Source organism: Streptococcus oralis subsp. tigurinus (assembly GCF_002093575.1).
Lineage (GTDB): Bacteria > Bacillota > Bacilli > Lactobacillales > Streptococcaceae > Streptococcus > Streptococcus oralis_CH.
The window spans coordinates 35,516-49,211 of sequence record NZ_LNVH01000008.1 but is presented as its reverse complement, the minus strand read 5'-3'; the positions used below and the strand labels follow the sequence as shown (position 1 = coordinate 49,211).

Here is a 13,696-nt window from a genome sequence, read left to right as displayed (position 1 = left end):
TTATGATTCTTTTACTTCGAGCAAACCAACTTCACCATCTTCTCGACGATACAAAACATTAGTTGTTTGATCTTCTACATCTACATAGATAAAGAAATCATGTCCCAATAAATCCATTTGAAGAAGCGCTTCTTCTAAATCCATTGGCTTCAAATCAATTTGTTTTGAACGAACGACTTTGGGTTGCACAACATCTGCATCTTCAACTAGAGCATCTGTAAAGAGTTGACTTGTCGCAACTTTATTTTTATTCTTGCGTTCGATTTTAGTCTTATTTTTACGAATCTGACGTTCAATTTTATCTGTTACAAGATCGATAGAACCATACATATCTTGAGAAACATCTTCTGCACGAAGAGTAATAGATCCAAGTGGAATTGTTACTTCAACCTTTGCTGTTTTCTCACGGTAAACTTTCAAATTCACACGTGCATCCAACTCTTGCTCTGGTTGGAAATACTTTTCGATCTTTTCGAGTTTAGAAACTACATAATCACGAATTGCTTCTGTTACTTCTAGGTTTTCACCACGGATACTATATTTAATCATATAAGTACCTTCTTTCTAAACATTTTTGTTTTTCTAACTATATTATAACGCTTTCATTTTCATTTTGCAAATTTTTTCCTCATCTTACAAGGGAAAAAGTTTTAACTTCCAAAGCACCTGCTTCTTCCAAAAGTCGTTTCACACGATTCACAGTTGCCCCTGTTGTATAGATATCATCAATCAGCAAAATCTTCTTAGGAAGTGAGATTCCATCTTTAATAAAAAATGGAATTTCAGTAGCCAACCTTTCCAAACGGCTTTTAGAAGAACTAGCGCTCTCTTCTCTTTTTCCTAATATATCTTTAAAAGAAAAACCTGCTGCCTCAACCAAACCCTCGACTTGGTTAAACCCCCTCTCAAGCAATCTTTCAGGGCTTAGGGGAATCAACACAAATTGATAACCTCTATACTTTTTCAACTCCTCAGCAAGAACGGAAGCAAAAACTTTTCTAAGCAAAAAATCGCCATCAAACTTATATCTACTGAAAAAGTCTTTCATAGCTTGATTATAGGTAAAGATTGCCTCATGATCAACCTGAATTTCTTCTTTACACCAAAGTTTACAATCTTGACACTTAGTTGACATGCCTGTTTTCATACAGTTTGGGCAATAATTCTCACCAATCTTCTCAAAACTAGAAGCACAAGCTGAGCAAAGATAACTGCAGTCATCTTTCAAAATGAAGAGACTACCAAAAGTTAACTCACTCTTTGTGGTCTGACCACATAATAAACAGTTCATAACCCCGCCTCCTTGTTCATTTGTTTGATTTCCTTGATTGCCTTCTTGATGGAAGCATTTAATCCATCATGAAAGAAGAGCAACTCACCAGTTGGTCTGTCCATACTACGCCCAACTCGACCACCAATCTGAATCAAGCTAGACTTGGTAAAGAGCCTATGATTAGCTTCTACAACAAAAACATCCACACAAGGGAAGGTAACCCCGCGTTCCAAGATTGTCGTACTGATTAGTATTGTTAGTTCTCCATCTCGAAAAGCTTGCACCTGCTCTAATCGGTCTTCTGTCACAGAAGACACAAAGCCGATATTCTCATTCGGGTACTGCTCCTTCAAGATTTCTTTTAGTTTTTCGCCTTTCTTAATCTCTGATGCAAAAATCAGTAAGGGATAACCTGTTCTTCTCTGTTTCTCAATATAAGTCTTTAACTTGGTTGACAATTGATTTTTCTCTAAACAGCGATTAAAATCCGATAACCAGACTGGTTTAGGAATAATCAAAGGATTTCCATGAAACCGTCTCGGCAAGCTCAACCTTTTTAATTCTCCTGTGCGAACCTTCCTATCTAACTCATCTGTAGAAGTCGCTGTAAGAAATATCTTTACACCCTCCACCTTTACACATTGATTTACAGCATAGTAAAGAACAGGGTTGTCAACATAAGGAAAGGCATCTACTTCATCTACTATCAGCAAATCAAAAGCATAATGAAATTTTAACAGCTGGTGAGTCGTTGCAACAACTAGTGGAGTTCGAAAATAGGGCTCTGATTCGCCATGAAGTAGTGCTATCTCACAAGCAAAATCATTCTGCAGTCGTTTATACAACTCCAAACAAACATCGATTCGAGGACTGGCCAAACAAACTGAACCACCATCATTAATCACTTTGGCTACAACTTGATAAATCATCTCTGTCTTTCCAGCTCCTGTCACAGCATAAACTAAGGTCGGTTCTTTCTTTTTGACTGCTCGAATCAGCCCCTCCGATACCTTCTCTTGAAAAGGAGTCAATTGGCCACTCCATTTGAGAACATTTTGCTTAGGAAAATCCTCCTGTGGAAAATAGTATAAAGCTTGATCACTCCTGACTCGCTTCATCAGTAAACACTCCCTACAATAGTAGGCACCGATAGGCAAATACCATTCTTCTAGAATCAAACTATTACAACGTTGACAAAACAGTTTCCCCTTCTCTTTTCTCATTGCTAGCAGTTTCACTGCTACCTGTCGTTCTTCTTCAGTTAATTCTTTCTCAGTAAACAAGCAACCGAGATAATTTGGATTTACTTTCATACTTTAATATTCGTAAAAATCTAGCACTTTAGATATTTTTTTAGTACAATTAAATCATGGAATTTAGAACAATTAAAGAGGATGGGCAGGTCCAAGAAGAAATCAAAAAATCCCGATTTATCTGTCATGTCAAGCGTGTTTATAGCGAAGAAGAGGCTCGTGACTTCATCACTACCATCAAAAAAGAACACTATAAAGCCACCCATAACTGCTCTGCTTTTATTGTAGGGGAACGAAGTGAAATCAAGCGCACGAGTGATGATGGAGAGCCTAGTGGTACTGCTGGAGTTCCTATGCTTAGCGTCTTAGAAAATCATAATCTTACGAATGTCTGCGTAGTAGTTACTCGTTACTTTGGTGGAATTAAGTTAGGCGCTGGAGGTTTGATTCGTGCTTACGCAGGAAGTGTAGCCTTGGCTGTCAAAGAAATTGGCATTATTGAAATTAAAGAACAGGCTGGCATAGCCATTCAGATGTCTTACGCTCAGTACCAAGAGTACAATAACTTCCTTAAAGAACATAATCTCATGGATCTAGATACAAATTTTACAGATCAAGTCGATACGATGATTTATGTTGATAAAGAAGAAAAAGAAAATATTAAAGCTGCACTTGTGGACTTCTTTAATGGAAAAATCGCTTTAACCGATCAAGGTTTACGAGAAGTTGAGGCCCCTGTAAACTTAGTGTAAACAAAGGAGAACTTATGGCTCTTGGGAAATTTATTCAAGGACTTGCTGGTAACTTCAGCGAGCAAAACAAAGAAGCTCTTATCAAAGAATATGGTCAATACCTACTAGAGAATGAAGAAATCCAAAGTGGGTATAAACTTATTCGGGATTCAATCATCTTTACAAATATTCGTATCATCTTTACAGATAAGCAAGGTGCCACTGGTCGCAAGGTATCTGTTAAGTCACTCTTTTTGATGAACATTGTAAACGTTGAAATGGAAACTGCTGGAGCAGGTATAGATGATAGTGAGATTACGATCACTTATTTAGAAAATGTCTTTCTAAAAGCACATAATGAGCATCTGAGTTTTCATAAATTTGAATTCCCTAAAAAAACAGACACCCTCCCTCTTTACACCTATTTATTAGAATTGGCTTATCACAATCGATTAAAAATTAATAGTTTAGACCTTTGATATAAAAAAATCCTATCACTTTGATAGGATTTCTATATTTTACAAATAGCCTTGAGCGCGTTATACTAGTATCATCTTATACAAAGAGGTATATCTATGGCTATTTATAACAATATCACTGAACTTATTGGACAAACACCGATTGTTAAACTTAACAACATTGTTCCAGAGGGTGCTGCAGACGTCTATGTTAAACTAGAAGCTTTTAACCCTGGATCGTCAGTAAAAGACCGCATTGCCCTTAGCATGATTGAAAAAGCAGAACAAGATGGTATTCTAAAACCGGGTGCTACTATTGTTGAAGCAACGAGTGGAAACACTGGTATCGGTCTTTCATGGGTTGGTGCTGCTAAAGGATATAAAGTTGTTATCGTCATGCCTGAAACGATGAGTGTGGAACGACGCAAGATTATCCAAGCCTATGGTGCTGAACTCGTCCTCACTCCTGGTAGCGAAGGAATGAAAGGGGCTATTGCCAAAGCTCAGGAAATCGCTGCTGAACGTGATGGTTTCCTTCCTCTTCAATTTGACAATCCAGCTAATCCAGAAGTACACGAAAGAACAACAGGAGCTGAAATACTAGCTACTTTCGGTAAAGATGGATTAGATGCCTTTGTTGCTGGAGTTGGTACCGGTGGAACAATTTCTGGTGTTTCTCACGCTCTTAAAGCAGCAAATCCAAACATTCAAGTTTATGCAGTTGAGGCAGACGAGTCAGCTATCTTGTCTGGTGAAAAACCAGGACCTCACAAAATTCAAGGTATCTCAGCTGGATTTATTCCTGAAACACTTGATACAAAGGCCTATGATGGTATCGTCCGCGTAACATCAGATGATGCTCTAGCACTCGGACGTGAAATTGGTGGAAAAGAAGGCTTCCTTGTTGGGATTTCTTCAGCTGCAGCAATTTACGGGGCAATTGAAGTTGCCAAGAAATTAGGTACAGGGAAGAAAGTCCTTGCTTTAGCACCGGATAACGGCGAACGTTATTTGTCTACAGCACTCTATGAATTTGAAGTGTAGCCTCCTAAATGCACTTAGCCCTTATTAAAGGGCTTTTTGTTTACTTATATAGAGCCTAAGTTTTGGAGCAGATAAAGGCTTGTTTGAGTTACAAGAGATGTAATCTGAGGGGTAAGCGTCAAGTGAGAATTAACATGGTACTCATACTCATGGCCAATAACCTCTTAAAATACAATAAGAAAAGGGGGCAAAATTAAAAAGCTAGAGTTTCTCAATTGGAAACCTCTAGCTTTTTTGTGGCTGAGAACTATTTTGTTTCAGATTCTTTAGTTATTCAAAGCTGCTGCCATTGTAGCTGCAACTTCAGCTTCAAAATCATTTGCAGCTTTTTCGATACCTTCACCAACTTCAAAGCGAGCGAACTCAACTACTGAAGCGTTAACTGAATCAAGGTAGGCTTCAACCGTCTTGCTGTCATCCATGATGTATACTTGTGCAAGAAGTGTGTATGCTTGGTCAACTTTAGTGTTGTCAAGCATGAAGCGATCCATTTTACCTGGGATGATTTTGTCCCAGATTTTTTCTGGTTTGCCTTCTGCAACCAATTCAGCTTTGATATCTTCTTCAGCTTGAGCAATCACTTCATCAGTCAATTGAGCTTTTGATCCATATTTCAAGTGTGGAAGAGCTGGTTTACCAACCATTGCACGGCTATCATTATCTTGGTCAATCACGTGGTTCAATTGTGCCAACTCATCTTTAACGAACTGCTCATCCAATTCTTTGTAAGAAAGAACTGTTGGTTTCATCGCAGCAATGTGCATTGAGATTTGTTTAGCAAGCGCTTCGTCTCCACCTTCAATAACAGAGATAACACCAATTCGACCACCATTGTGTTGGTATGCTCCAAAGTGTTGCGCATCTGTTTTTTCAAGCAAAGCAAAACGACGGAATGAGATTTTTTCACCGATTGTAGCTGTTGCAGATACATAGGCTGCTTCAAGAGTTTCACCTGAAGGCATTGTCAAAGCAAGTGCTTCTTCGTTGTTCGCTGGTTTACCTTCAGCAATTACTTTAGCTGTTGCATTTACCAACTCAACGAATTGAGCGTTTTTCGCAACGAAGTCAGTTTCAGCATTTACTTCAACTACTGCTGCAACGTTACCGTTAACAAATACACCAGTCAAACCTTCAGCTGCAACACGGTCAGCTTTCTTAGCTGCCTTAGCCATACCTTTTTCACGAAGCAATTCGATTGCTTTTTCGATATCACCTTCAACTTCAACCAATGCTTTCTTAGCGTCCATAACACCAGCACCAGATTTTTCACGCAACTCTTTAACAAGTTTAGCTGTAATTTCTGCCATTTTGATTCTCCTATATTTTTTAAAAATAGGAGAGCCGGGCTAAGCCCCGCCCTCCTAGGTAATGATTACTTATTTGAATTAAGCGTTGTCGCCTTCTACAACTTCAACGATTTCTTCGATTGAGTCAGCTTGAGCTTCTGAAGCTTCAAATTCTGCTTCAACTGCTGCTGCATCTTCACCTTGACGTCCTTCGATGATAGCGTCAGCCAATTTAGCTGTGATCAATTTAACCGCGCGGATAGCGTCATCGTTAGCTGGGATGATTACATCGATATCGTCTGGATCAGTGTTTGTGTCAACCATCGCTACAACTGGGATTCCCAATTTTTTAGCTTCTTTAACAGCGATTTGTTCTTTATGTGGGTCAACTACGTACATTACATCTGGGATACGAGGCATGTCTTCGATACCACCCAAGAATTTTTCAAGACGTGCACGTTGTTTGTTAAGAAGTGCAACTTCTTTCTTAGGAAGAACATCAAAGATTCCTTCTTCTTCCATGCGTTTGATTTCTTTCAAACGAGCAATACGTTTTTGGATAGTTCCCCAGTTCGTAAGAGTTCCACCCAACCAACGGTGGTTGATGTAGTATTGACCTGAACGTTCTGCTTCTTCCTTAACAGCATCAGCAGCTTGTTTTTTAGTACCAACAAACAATACAACTGCATCGTTAGCCGCAGCATCACGCATGAAGTCGTATGCTTGGTCAGCGTATTTTACAGTTTGTTGCAAGTCGATAACGTGGATTCCGTTACGTTCAGTGAAGATGTACTTAGCCATCTTAGGGTTCCAGCGACGAGTTTGGTGACCAAAGTGTACACCAGCCTCAAGAAGTTGTTTCATTGAAATTACTGCCATGAGTATTTCTCCTTTTTGTTTTTTTCCTCTTCTTGATTTCAACTTGCAAAACGACCCGAGGGCAACAGTTTCACAATTCATCAAGAATGAGTATTATCGTTTACACGACAAGTTTCATTCTACCACATTTTAGCGATATTTTCAAGTGATTTTGATAGATTTCGATCTTGCTCTCGATTAAAAATAATAAAAGAGGCTCAAATCGAGCCTCTTCGTTTCATTCATTAGTTTGGATAAATGTAAGTAACATAACCTTCAGATGTTGTAGTTGGGTTGAACCATCCACGTTTGTTACCGATTGTACGATCTCCACCATAGTTTGATTCTGATACTTGAATACGAGTAGTTGAATCAACTGCTGTAACAACCGCTACGTGTCCATAGCCACCATCATTCCAACATGCAATCGCACCAACTTGTGGTTGAGAACCAGTACGGAAACCTGCAGCTGCTGCACTTGTAGCCCACTGTGCTCCGTTACCCCAGTAATCTCCAGCCCAAGGTGCTAATGTTTTAGCTCCCCAAGTACATTCACCAGTTGGATAACTTGAAGCATTTGTACTGTATGTTGGACGTTGTCTAGTAGGAGTCGGAGTAGGTGTAGGTGCTGGAGTGTAGCTTGAGTCCTCGTCGTCAGATGCTGATGCTGACGTTGATGTAGATGTAGATGTTGCTTGCACTTGAGCTGAGAAACTTGTGTTTCCAGAAGCAACAACTGATTGTTGTTGACTTGTTTGACGTGCTTTATAAGCTGCCTCTGCTTCAGCTGCTGCTTTCGCTTCTGCCTCTGCTGCTGCTTTTTGTTCCAACAAGGTAGCTTTCTCGCCTTCTGCAGTAGCTTTCTCTGCAGCAAGGTTCAACTCAGCAACTTTTAACTCCGCCTGTTTTGTTGTCAATGTCTGTGCATCGTCAGCAAGCGTTTGTTGGTTCGCAATGACAGTATTGATTGCTTCATTATTTGCGACTTGTTTTTCTGAAATTGATTTTTTATCAGCTTTTTGTTGCTCTAACATTTTGTTGTTAGCCGATACAATCTCGCTCATAGCCGCAACACGGGAAATAGCTTCTGTAATTGATTTTGAATTTACAATTGTGTTGATATAGCTAGTTGCAGCACCGTTTGTTTGTGCGCTACGTGCTTGTTTTTCCAAAGATTCATTACGAGCAACAATATTCTTAGAGAGCTCTGTAATTTCTCCTTCAAGTTTTTTAGATTCCGCTTGTAGTGTTTCATTTTCAGCTTGCAAGTTTGCTTGCTGTGTTTGAATGGCTGTAACTTGCGTTTGGATTTCATCTACCTGTTTTTGAGCTTCTTTTTGTTGAGCTGTCAAGTCACTAATCTTACTATCTTGAGCAGCAATTTTTTCATCAGTTGTTTCAGCATGAACAGTTGTTAACACTGCCACTTGAGACACCAATACTGTACTTAATAAAAGTGACGCTAAGATTTTTTTCTTCATATTGTGTAGATACTCCTTCTATTTAAGACATTACTAGTATACCAAAAAAAGACATAATAAATATTACGCCTTTGTTACATTTTTATTTCTTTCTTATAGATAATATTTTTCAAAAATATATTGGAAAATAAGCATCCATAAAAAGTTTAAAATCATTGATGGGACAAGGCTGTAAACAATGAAAACTGGCATTGATTCTACTGTCAGTCCTATAGCAAGGGCCAGAAGATAACTACCCATATCAAATAGGAAGCTCATCACAACTATTGTTAACATTCTCGTCCAACGGTTCAACAAAGTTACACTATTAAACTTGTGAAGTGAGGCACCTATCAAGATAAATAAAAGTGTCGCAATTCCTATCGAGTGGAAAAAATAGATATCGTACACCAAACCTGCTATACAGCAATAAGCTAAATAGAAGTATTCTGATACCTCAATTGTCTCAAACAAGAGAAATAAAAACAGGAAATGACTTGCTAAGTGAAAATGTGGATAAAAGGATTCTACTAATTGACCAATATGTGCATCAATTAGCACAAGAAAAGGAAGTAAAAAGAAAATACCAACTTGTTTTAACAGTCTCATTGCTAATTCCCCACTAACTCTACCACATGAAGATCTTTAGTATCAGCACTTAACTTTACTGTTACCTCTCGTGTTAGATAATCACTGCTATGAGTTGTAGCAACAACCTCTCCAACAGGAATATCCTTAACATTAAAGTTTCCAAGCCCCCCTGTAGTCACCCTATCTCCGGCACTAATGTCGTTGTTACTGTTTAATTGACTAATTTTAAGAAGTTCGGTTTCTTTGTCATAACCAACGATAATTCCGTAAATTTCAGTAGAACCATGCAAGATTTTAACGGAAATTTTGTCTGAATTTTCGGTGTTTGTCAATAGGTTGATCGTTGTTGAATGATCCTCCACTTTTGAAACACTGCCAATCAAGCCCCCGTTTGCAATGGCCAACATATTTTCAGAAGCACCCTTTGAACTTCCTGCATCTATCGTTAACTCTTGCTTCCAAAATACCGGTGAGCGCGTAATCACATCTGCTGCTAAGTTTTTTGTAGCCTGCAATTTTGACTTCATATCCAGCAACTGACGTAGTTGTTCATTTTCATTTTTTAAACTTTCTGATTGATTAGACTCCACTTCTAGTTTGTAGAGTTGCTTTTTTAAGCTTTCGTTTTCATTGTAAGTCTGCGTCAAATGTCCCAAATCTGATTTGAAAGTATCAAACCACTGAAAGGGTTTTTGGACAATTCTATCTACTAAGGAAATCCCATCTCCTAGTTTTGTCACGATAGCGCTTGAATAGGTTGTCACTAATAGTACAGAAACTGCCAGAACTGTGACAAAAACGATGATTAGATATTTTGATTTTTTAAAACGGTTCATATTCCTACCTTTATACTAAAAATCTGCTACAGTGAGCTTCTTATCAATCCTACAAACCTGCTAAGATTTTAAGAAAAATAAGAAACATCCCAGTACCAAAATCACAAGAATTGCCAGTGTATCCTTTTGACTCCATCTCAATTGTCTATACTGACTTCTACCCTTTCCTCCCTGATAACCACGCGCTTCCATGGCTATTGCCAATGAATCTGCACGCTTTAAGCTCGTCGCAAAAAGAGGAATTAAAATTGGAATCATAGCCTTTACTTTTTGAACGATGCTTCCCTCACCAAAATCAACTCCACGAGCTTTTTGAGCATTCATAATTCTCGTCGTGTCATCCATCAAGGTTGGAACAAAACGCAAACTCATTGATAACATCAGACCAATTTCATGAACGGGAACTTTCACGCGTTTCAGCGGTGCTAAAAGAGCTTCAACTGCAGCTGCCAGACTCAAAGGCATGGTCGTTAATGTCAGCAAGGTTGAAAAGAAAATAATCAACACAAAACGACAGAAAATGATTCCCGCTTGTTGCAAAGCATAATCCGTTATTCTTATAAAAGAAAACTCAAATAGGACATTTCCACTTGAAATGAAAAAGAGCTGAAAAAGAGTCGTAAAAGCAATCAAGAAGAACATGGATTTTAATCCCTGAATGAAAAATGAGAGGGAAACGCCTGACAAAGCGATAAATATACCTGTCGCTATAAACAAAATGAGATTGGTGAGAGGATTATTGGCCCAAAATACAATCAAAATCAGCAGAATCATGGCAAGCAATTTACTACGTGGATCCAAACGATGAATGATGGAATCCCCCGGTATATAACGCCCTAAAATCATACTATCCATTTAGCGACTCCTTAAACTCCTCTATCTTGATTGGCAGTTTTTTAAAAGCTACACCCCTATCTGCCAAACGTTTACAAAAGGCTGTGATTTTAGGCACACCTAACTGTACTTTTTCCATAGAGGCTACATCTTGGAAAACATCACTCGGTTTGCCACTTTTGACTAAACGCCCCTTTTCCATAACGTAGACCTGATCAGCATACGTAGCTACGTCATCCATCAAATGCGTTACCAGAACGATTGTCATTCCAGAAAGGTGAAGTTTTTTAAACAGGGTCATCAATTCTTTTCTGCCCAGAGGATCTAGCCCTGCTGTTGGCTCATCCAAAACCAAGACAGTTGGCTCCATGGCTAGCATACCTGCTATAGCCACACGTCTCATCTGGCCACCCGAAAGTTCAAAAGGACTGCGCTCGAAGAGTGACTCATCGATGCCTACCAAGGCTAACTTTTCACGCGCAATTTTCTTGGCCTCTTCCTCAGAAACTCCAAAATTTTGCGGTCCAAATGCAACATCTTTCAAAACAGTCTCTTCAAAAATCTGATTTTCAGCAAATTGAAACACTAGACCGACTTGCTTTCGAATCTGACGAATTTCTTTATTGGTTGATGTAGGGGTAATGACGGTATCAAAAACTCGAACAGAACCCTTACTTGGTACCAATAGGCCATTTAAAAGCTGTAAAATCGTTGATTTCCCACTACCTGTGTGCCCTACTAAAGCTGTATAAGAGCCATCCTCAATCGTCAAAGAAACATCAGTCAGGGCTGATGAAGATAGGGGAGTCCCCTCTTGATAGGTAAAGCTCACATTTTCTAGAGTAATTCCCATAGCTTGTCCTCTAGCTCTCCTTCTGTTAAATAGCCATCCGGCAACTGATAACCAGTCTCTCTCAAAGATTCTCTCAATTGATTCGTAAAGGGATCATCTAATCCTATCTGGTCAAGGTCATCCCGAGAAAAAAGTTCTCTTGGGCTGCTGGTTGACTCCACTTGGCCTTTTTTCATGACTAAGACACGGTCACTCATCGCAACTTCCTCTAAATCATGTGTAATGGAGACGACTGTCATCTGGTGGTCTTTTCGTATCTCTTGAACTGTCTGAATCAGTTCTCTGCGTCCCTCAGGATCCAACATACTTGTAGCCTCGTCCAAAATCAAAATAGCTGGCCTCAAGGCAACAACTCCTGCAATAGCCACCCGTTGTTTTTGTCCACCAGATAAACGAGCTGGTTCTCTCTTCTTAAAGTCCAGCATCCCTACCAACTCCAAAGATTCAGCCACTCTCTTCTTCATTTCTTCTCGAGGAAGTCCCTGATTTTCTAATCCAAAGGCGACATCATCTTCAACAGTTGCCCCCACAAATTGGTTATCTGGATTTTGAAAAACCATACCAATTTGACGGCGTAAGTCCCAAACATTCTCAGAGGACAGCAATTGCCCATCAATCCAGATTTCCCCAGACTCTGCTTCAAGCAAGCCATCAATCAAACGGATAGTTGTCGATTTTCCACTCCCATTATGACCTACAATCGAAAGCCATTCTCCCCGTTTCACGTGAAACGAGACATTATTAACATCATAATGATCCTGGTCTTCCTTGTAACGAAAAGACAGATCTTTTACTTCAATAATCGATTTCATTTCGAACCAAATGTCCCTTTGAATACATGAGCGCTACCCTTGAAATAATCATAACCAGAGTAGATAGTGAAAAACAAAGCGATATAAAGCAACAGCTGACCAATTAAATTCCAATGTAAGAGCAAAAAGATAATGGCAAACATCTGACTAAAGGTCTTGATTTTCCCTGGCATCGCTGCTGCTAGAACTGTCCCTCCCGTCTCAACAAGCAACAAGCGCAAGCCTGTCACCGCAAGTTCACGACAGATGATAATAGCAACAACCCAAGCTGGAGCCATACCTAACTCAATCAACATGATAAAAGCTGACATAACCAACAGCTTATCAGCCATCGGATCAGCAAACTTTCCAAAGTTGCTGACTACATTCCATTTACGAGCAAGGTAACCATCAAGATAATCCGTTACACTAGCAACTGCAAAAATTATAGCTGCTAGCAAATGACTGCCTTGTGAATGGCCCAAAGTCAAAATAAGAATAAAGAGAGGTATAAAGAGAATTCTACCAATAGTTAATACATTAGGAATTTGTTCTTTTTTCATTGATTTTTCCTTAATCTGTAGTAAATGTAAGTATTACAGTTCCAGTCTGAGTTGTCAGCTTCGAAGTATCAATCGTTTGATTGTCCACAGTCACAGTAACTCCCTTCACTACACCTAAAGTAATGGTAACGGGATTCTTAGTTGAAACTGTTGTTTTTGCATTCTTATTGTCTGCGGATAGTGTCACACCACCCTCCAGCTCACTTCCTGAAACACTTACCCAACTAGTTGCATCTGATACTGCCAGTTGAACAGTAGCGATTTCCTTACTCGTTTTATACCGAGCTTCAATGCGGTTTCCTTCGCCTGACACTGTAATAGTTGATTCCGTAGTAGAAGACGAGCTAGACGTCTGACTACTAGAAGATGAACTAGATGAGGTTGTGGAACTAGTTGAGCTCACAACACTATAATTAGCTGAAGAAGGACTTGGCTGAGTTTGGATGTAGTTCCAAACATAGTAAGTGACAAAAATTAAAATTGACAAAGCAAATAGAACGAAATAAAACAAGGGGAGATAAGACGTTTTTTTCTTATTTGATCGTCTGCGACCAGATAAGTCTTCTTCATCAACATCTACCTCTTCATAGGTGATCATACTGCCTGAATCGTAGGCATCCAAAACAATTCTTTCATCTAACTCTACTGCCCAGGCATATTTTCTTAAAAAAGAACGAGCATAGAAGGTACTAGGAAGTTGATCAAAATCATCTGCCTCCATAGCTTCTAGAAAATGCAACTGAATTTCAGTTTTTTCCTGCAATTCTTCTAAACTCAATCCCTGATTAATTCTAGCTAAACGTAGAACCTCGCCAATTGTTTTTTTTCTCATACGTACCATTCCTTCTTTCTAGTATTAGTCATC

Annotated in this window: 16 protein-coding genes; 3 read left to right on the top strand and 13 right to left on the bottom strand. The window is 39.1% G+C overall.

What is annotated here, in order from left to right; genetic code table 11:
- The 3 genes from hpf to ATE37_RS09455 all read right to left on the bottom strand — a co-directional run bounded on the left by hpf (position 1) and on the right by ATE37_RS09455 (position 2,586).
- On the bottom strand, positions 1-549 hold the full coding sequence (hpf, locus tag ATE37_RS09465) for a ribosome hibernation-promoting factor, HPF/YfiA family (RefSeq protein WP_000599116.1): 549 nt from the start codon (positions 547-549) through the stop codon (positions 1-3).
- Between the two features lie 79 nt (positions 550-628).
- The gene (locus ATE37_RS09460) at positions 629-1,291 is read right to left on the bottom strand and encodes a ComF family protein (protein ID WP_084868854.1); all 663 of its coding nucleotides are present in this window, start codon (positions 1,289-1,291) and stop codon (positions 629-631) included.
- Positions 1,288-2,586: an ATP-dependent helicase ComFA gene (locus ATE37_RS09455; protein WP_084868853.1), complete on the bottom strand. Its 1,299-nt coding sequence runs from the start codon at positions 2,584-2,586 to the stop codon at positions 1,288-1,290. Before ATE37_RS09455 ends, ATE37_RS09460 begins: the two co-directional genes overlap by 4 nt.
- 56 nt (positions 2,587-2,642) lie before the next feature.
- Between ATE37_RS09455 and ATE37_RS09450 the strand changes: the two genes are divergently transcribed.
- From ATE37_RS09450 to cysK, 3 genes are all read left to right on the top strand, one after another.
- Positions 2,643-3,278 carry a YigZ family protein gene (locus ATE37_RS09450; protein WP_084868852.1) on the top strand — a complete coding sequence of 212 codons (636 nt, stop codon included), beginning with the start codon at positions 2,643-2,645 and terminating at the stop codon, positions 3,276-3,278.
- A 14-nt stretch (positions 3,279-3,292) separates the two neighbouring features.
- A complete protein-coding gene (locus ATE37_RS09445) occupies positions 3,293-3,736 on the top strand; it encodes a PH domain-containing protein (protein ID WP_084868851.1) in 444 nt (147 codons plus the stop codon).
- Positions 3,737-3,832: 96 nt separating this feature from the next.
- Positions 3,833-4,759, top strand: a complete 927-nt coding sequence (gene cysK / locus ATE37_RS09440) for a cysteine synthase A (protein WP_084868850.1) — start codon at positions 3,833-3,835, stop codon at positions 4,757-4,759.
- Between the two features lie 266 nt (positions 4,760-5,025).
- Here cysK and tsf read toward each other — a convergent pair whose 3' ends face one another.
- From tsf to rodZ, 10 genes are all read right to left on the bottom strand, one after another.
- The gene (tsf, locus tag ATE37_RS09430) at positions 5,026-6,066 is read right to left on the bottom strand and encodes a translation elongation factor Ts (protein ID WP_000808088.1); all 1,041 of its coding nucleotides are present in this window, start codon (positions 6,064-6,066) and stop codon (positions 5,026-5,028) included.
- 78 nt (positions 6,067-6,144) lie between these two features.
- Positions 6,145-6,924 (bottom strand): 30S ribosomal protein S2, encoded by a 780-nt coding sequence (rpsB, locus tag ATE37_RS09425; protein ID WP_000268476.1) that lies wholly within the window; start codon positions 6,922-6,924, stop codon positions 6,145-6,147.
- 224 nt (positions 6,925-7,148) lie between these two features.
- Positions 7,149-8,384 carry a peptidoglycan hydrolase PcsB gene (pcsB, locus tag ATE37_RS09420; protein WP_000726999.1) on the bottom strand — a complete coding sequence of 412 codons (1,236 nt, stop codon included), beginning with the start codon at positions 8,382-8,384 and terminating at the stop codon, positions 7,149-7,151.
- Between the two features lie 93 nt (positions 8,385-8,477).
- Positions 8,478-8,972: a rod shape-determining protein MreD gene (gene mreD / locus ATE37_RS09415; protein ID WP_033584633.1), complete on the bottom strand. Its 495-nt coding sequence runs from the start codon at positions 8,970-8,972 to the stop codon at positions 8,478-8,480.
- Between the two features lie 2 nt (positions 8,973-8,974).
- Complete coding sequence (gene mreC / locus ATE37_RS09410) at positions 8,975-9,790, bottom strand: rod shape-determining protein MreC (protein WP_001078968.1); 816 nt, start codon at positions 9,788-9,790, stop codon at positions 8,975-8,977.
- Positions 9,791-9,850: 60 nt separating this feature from the next.
- Positions 9,851-10,645, bottom strand: a complete 795-nt coding sequence (locus ATE37_RS09405; protein ID WP_033584631.1) for an energy-coupling factor transporter transmembrane component T family protein — start codon at positions 10,643-10,645, stop codon at positions 9,851-9,853.
- Positions 10,638-11,477: an energy-coupling factor transporter ATPase gene (locus ATE37_RS09400; protein WP_000513212.1), complete on the bottom strand. Its 840-nt coding sequence runs from the start codon at positions 11,475-11,477 to the stop codon at positions 10,638-10,640. Before ATE37_RS09400 ends, ATE37_RS09405 begins: the two co-directional genes overlap by 8 nt.
- On the bottom strand, positions 11,462-12,289 hold the full coding sequence (locus tag ATE37_RS09395) for an energy-coupling factor ABC transporter ATP-binding protein (protein ID WP_084868849.1): 828 nt from the start codon (positions 12,287-12,289) through the stop codon (positions 11,462-11,464). The genes ATE37_RS09400 and ATE37_RS09395 overlap by 16 nt, the downstream gene beginning before the upstream one ends.
- Positions 12,286-12,831 (bottom strand): CDP-diacylglycerol--glycerol-3-phosphate 3-phosphatidyltransferase, encoded by a 546-nt coding sequence (pgsA, locus tag ATE37_RS09390; RefSeq protein WP_042903077.1) that lies wholly within the window; start codon positions 12,829-12,831, stop codon positions 12,286-12,288. The genes ATE37_RS09395 and pgsA overlap by 4 nt, the downstream gene beginning before the upstream one ends.
- Positions 12,832-12,841: 10 nt before the next feature.
- Positions 12,842-13,663: a cytoskeleton protein RodZ gene (rodZ, locus tag ATE37_RS09385; RefSeq protein WP_180382793.1), complete on the bottom strand. Its 822-nt coding sequence runs from the start codon at positions 13,661-13,663 to the stop codon at positions 12,842-12,844.
- Positions 13,664-13,696: the final 33 nt, after the last annotated feature.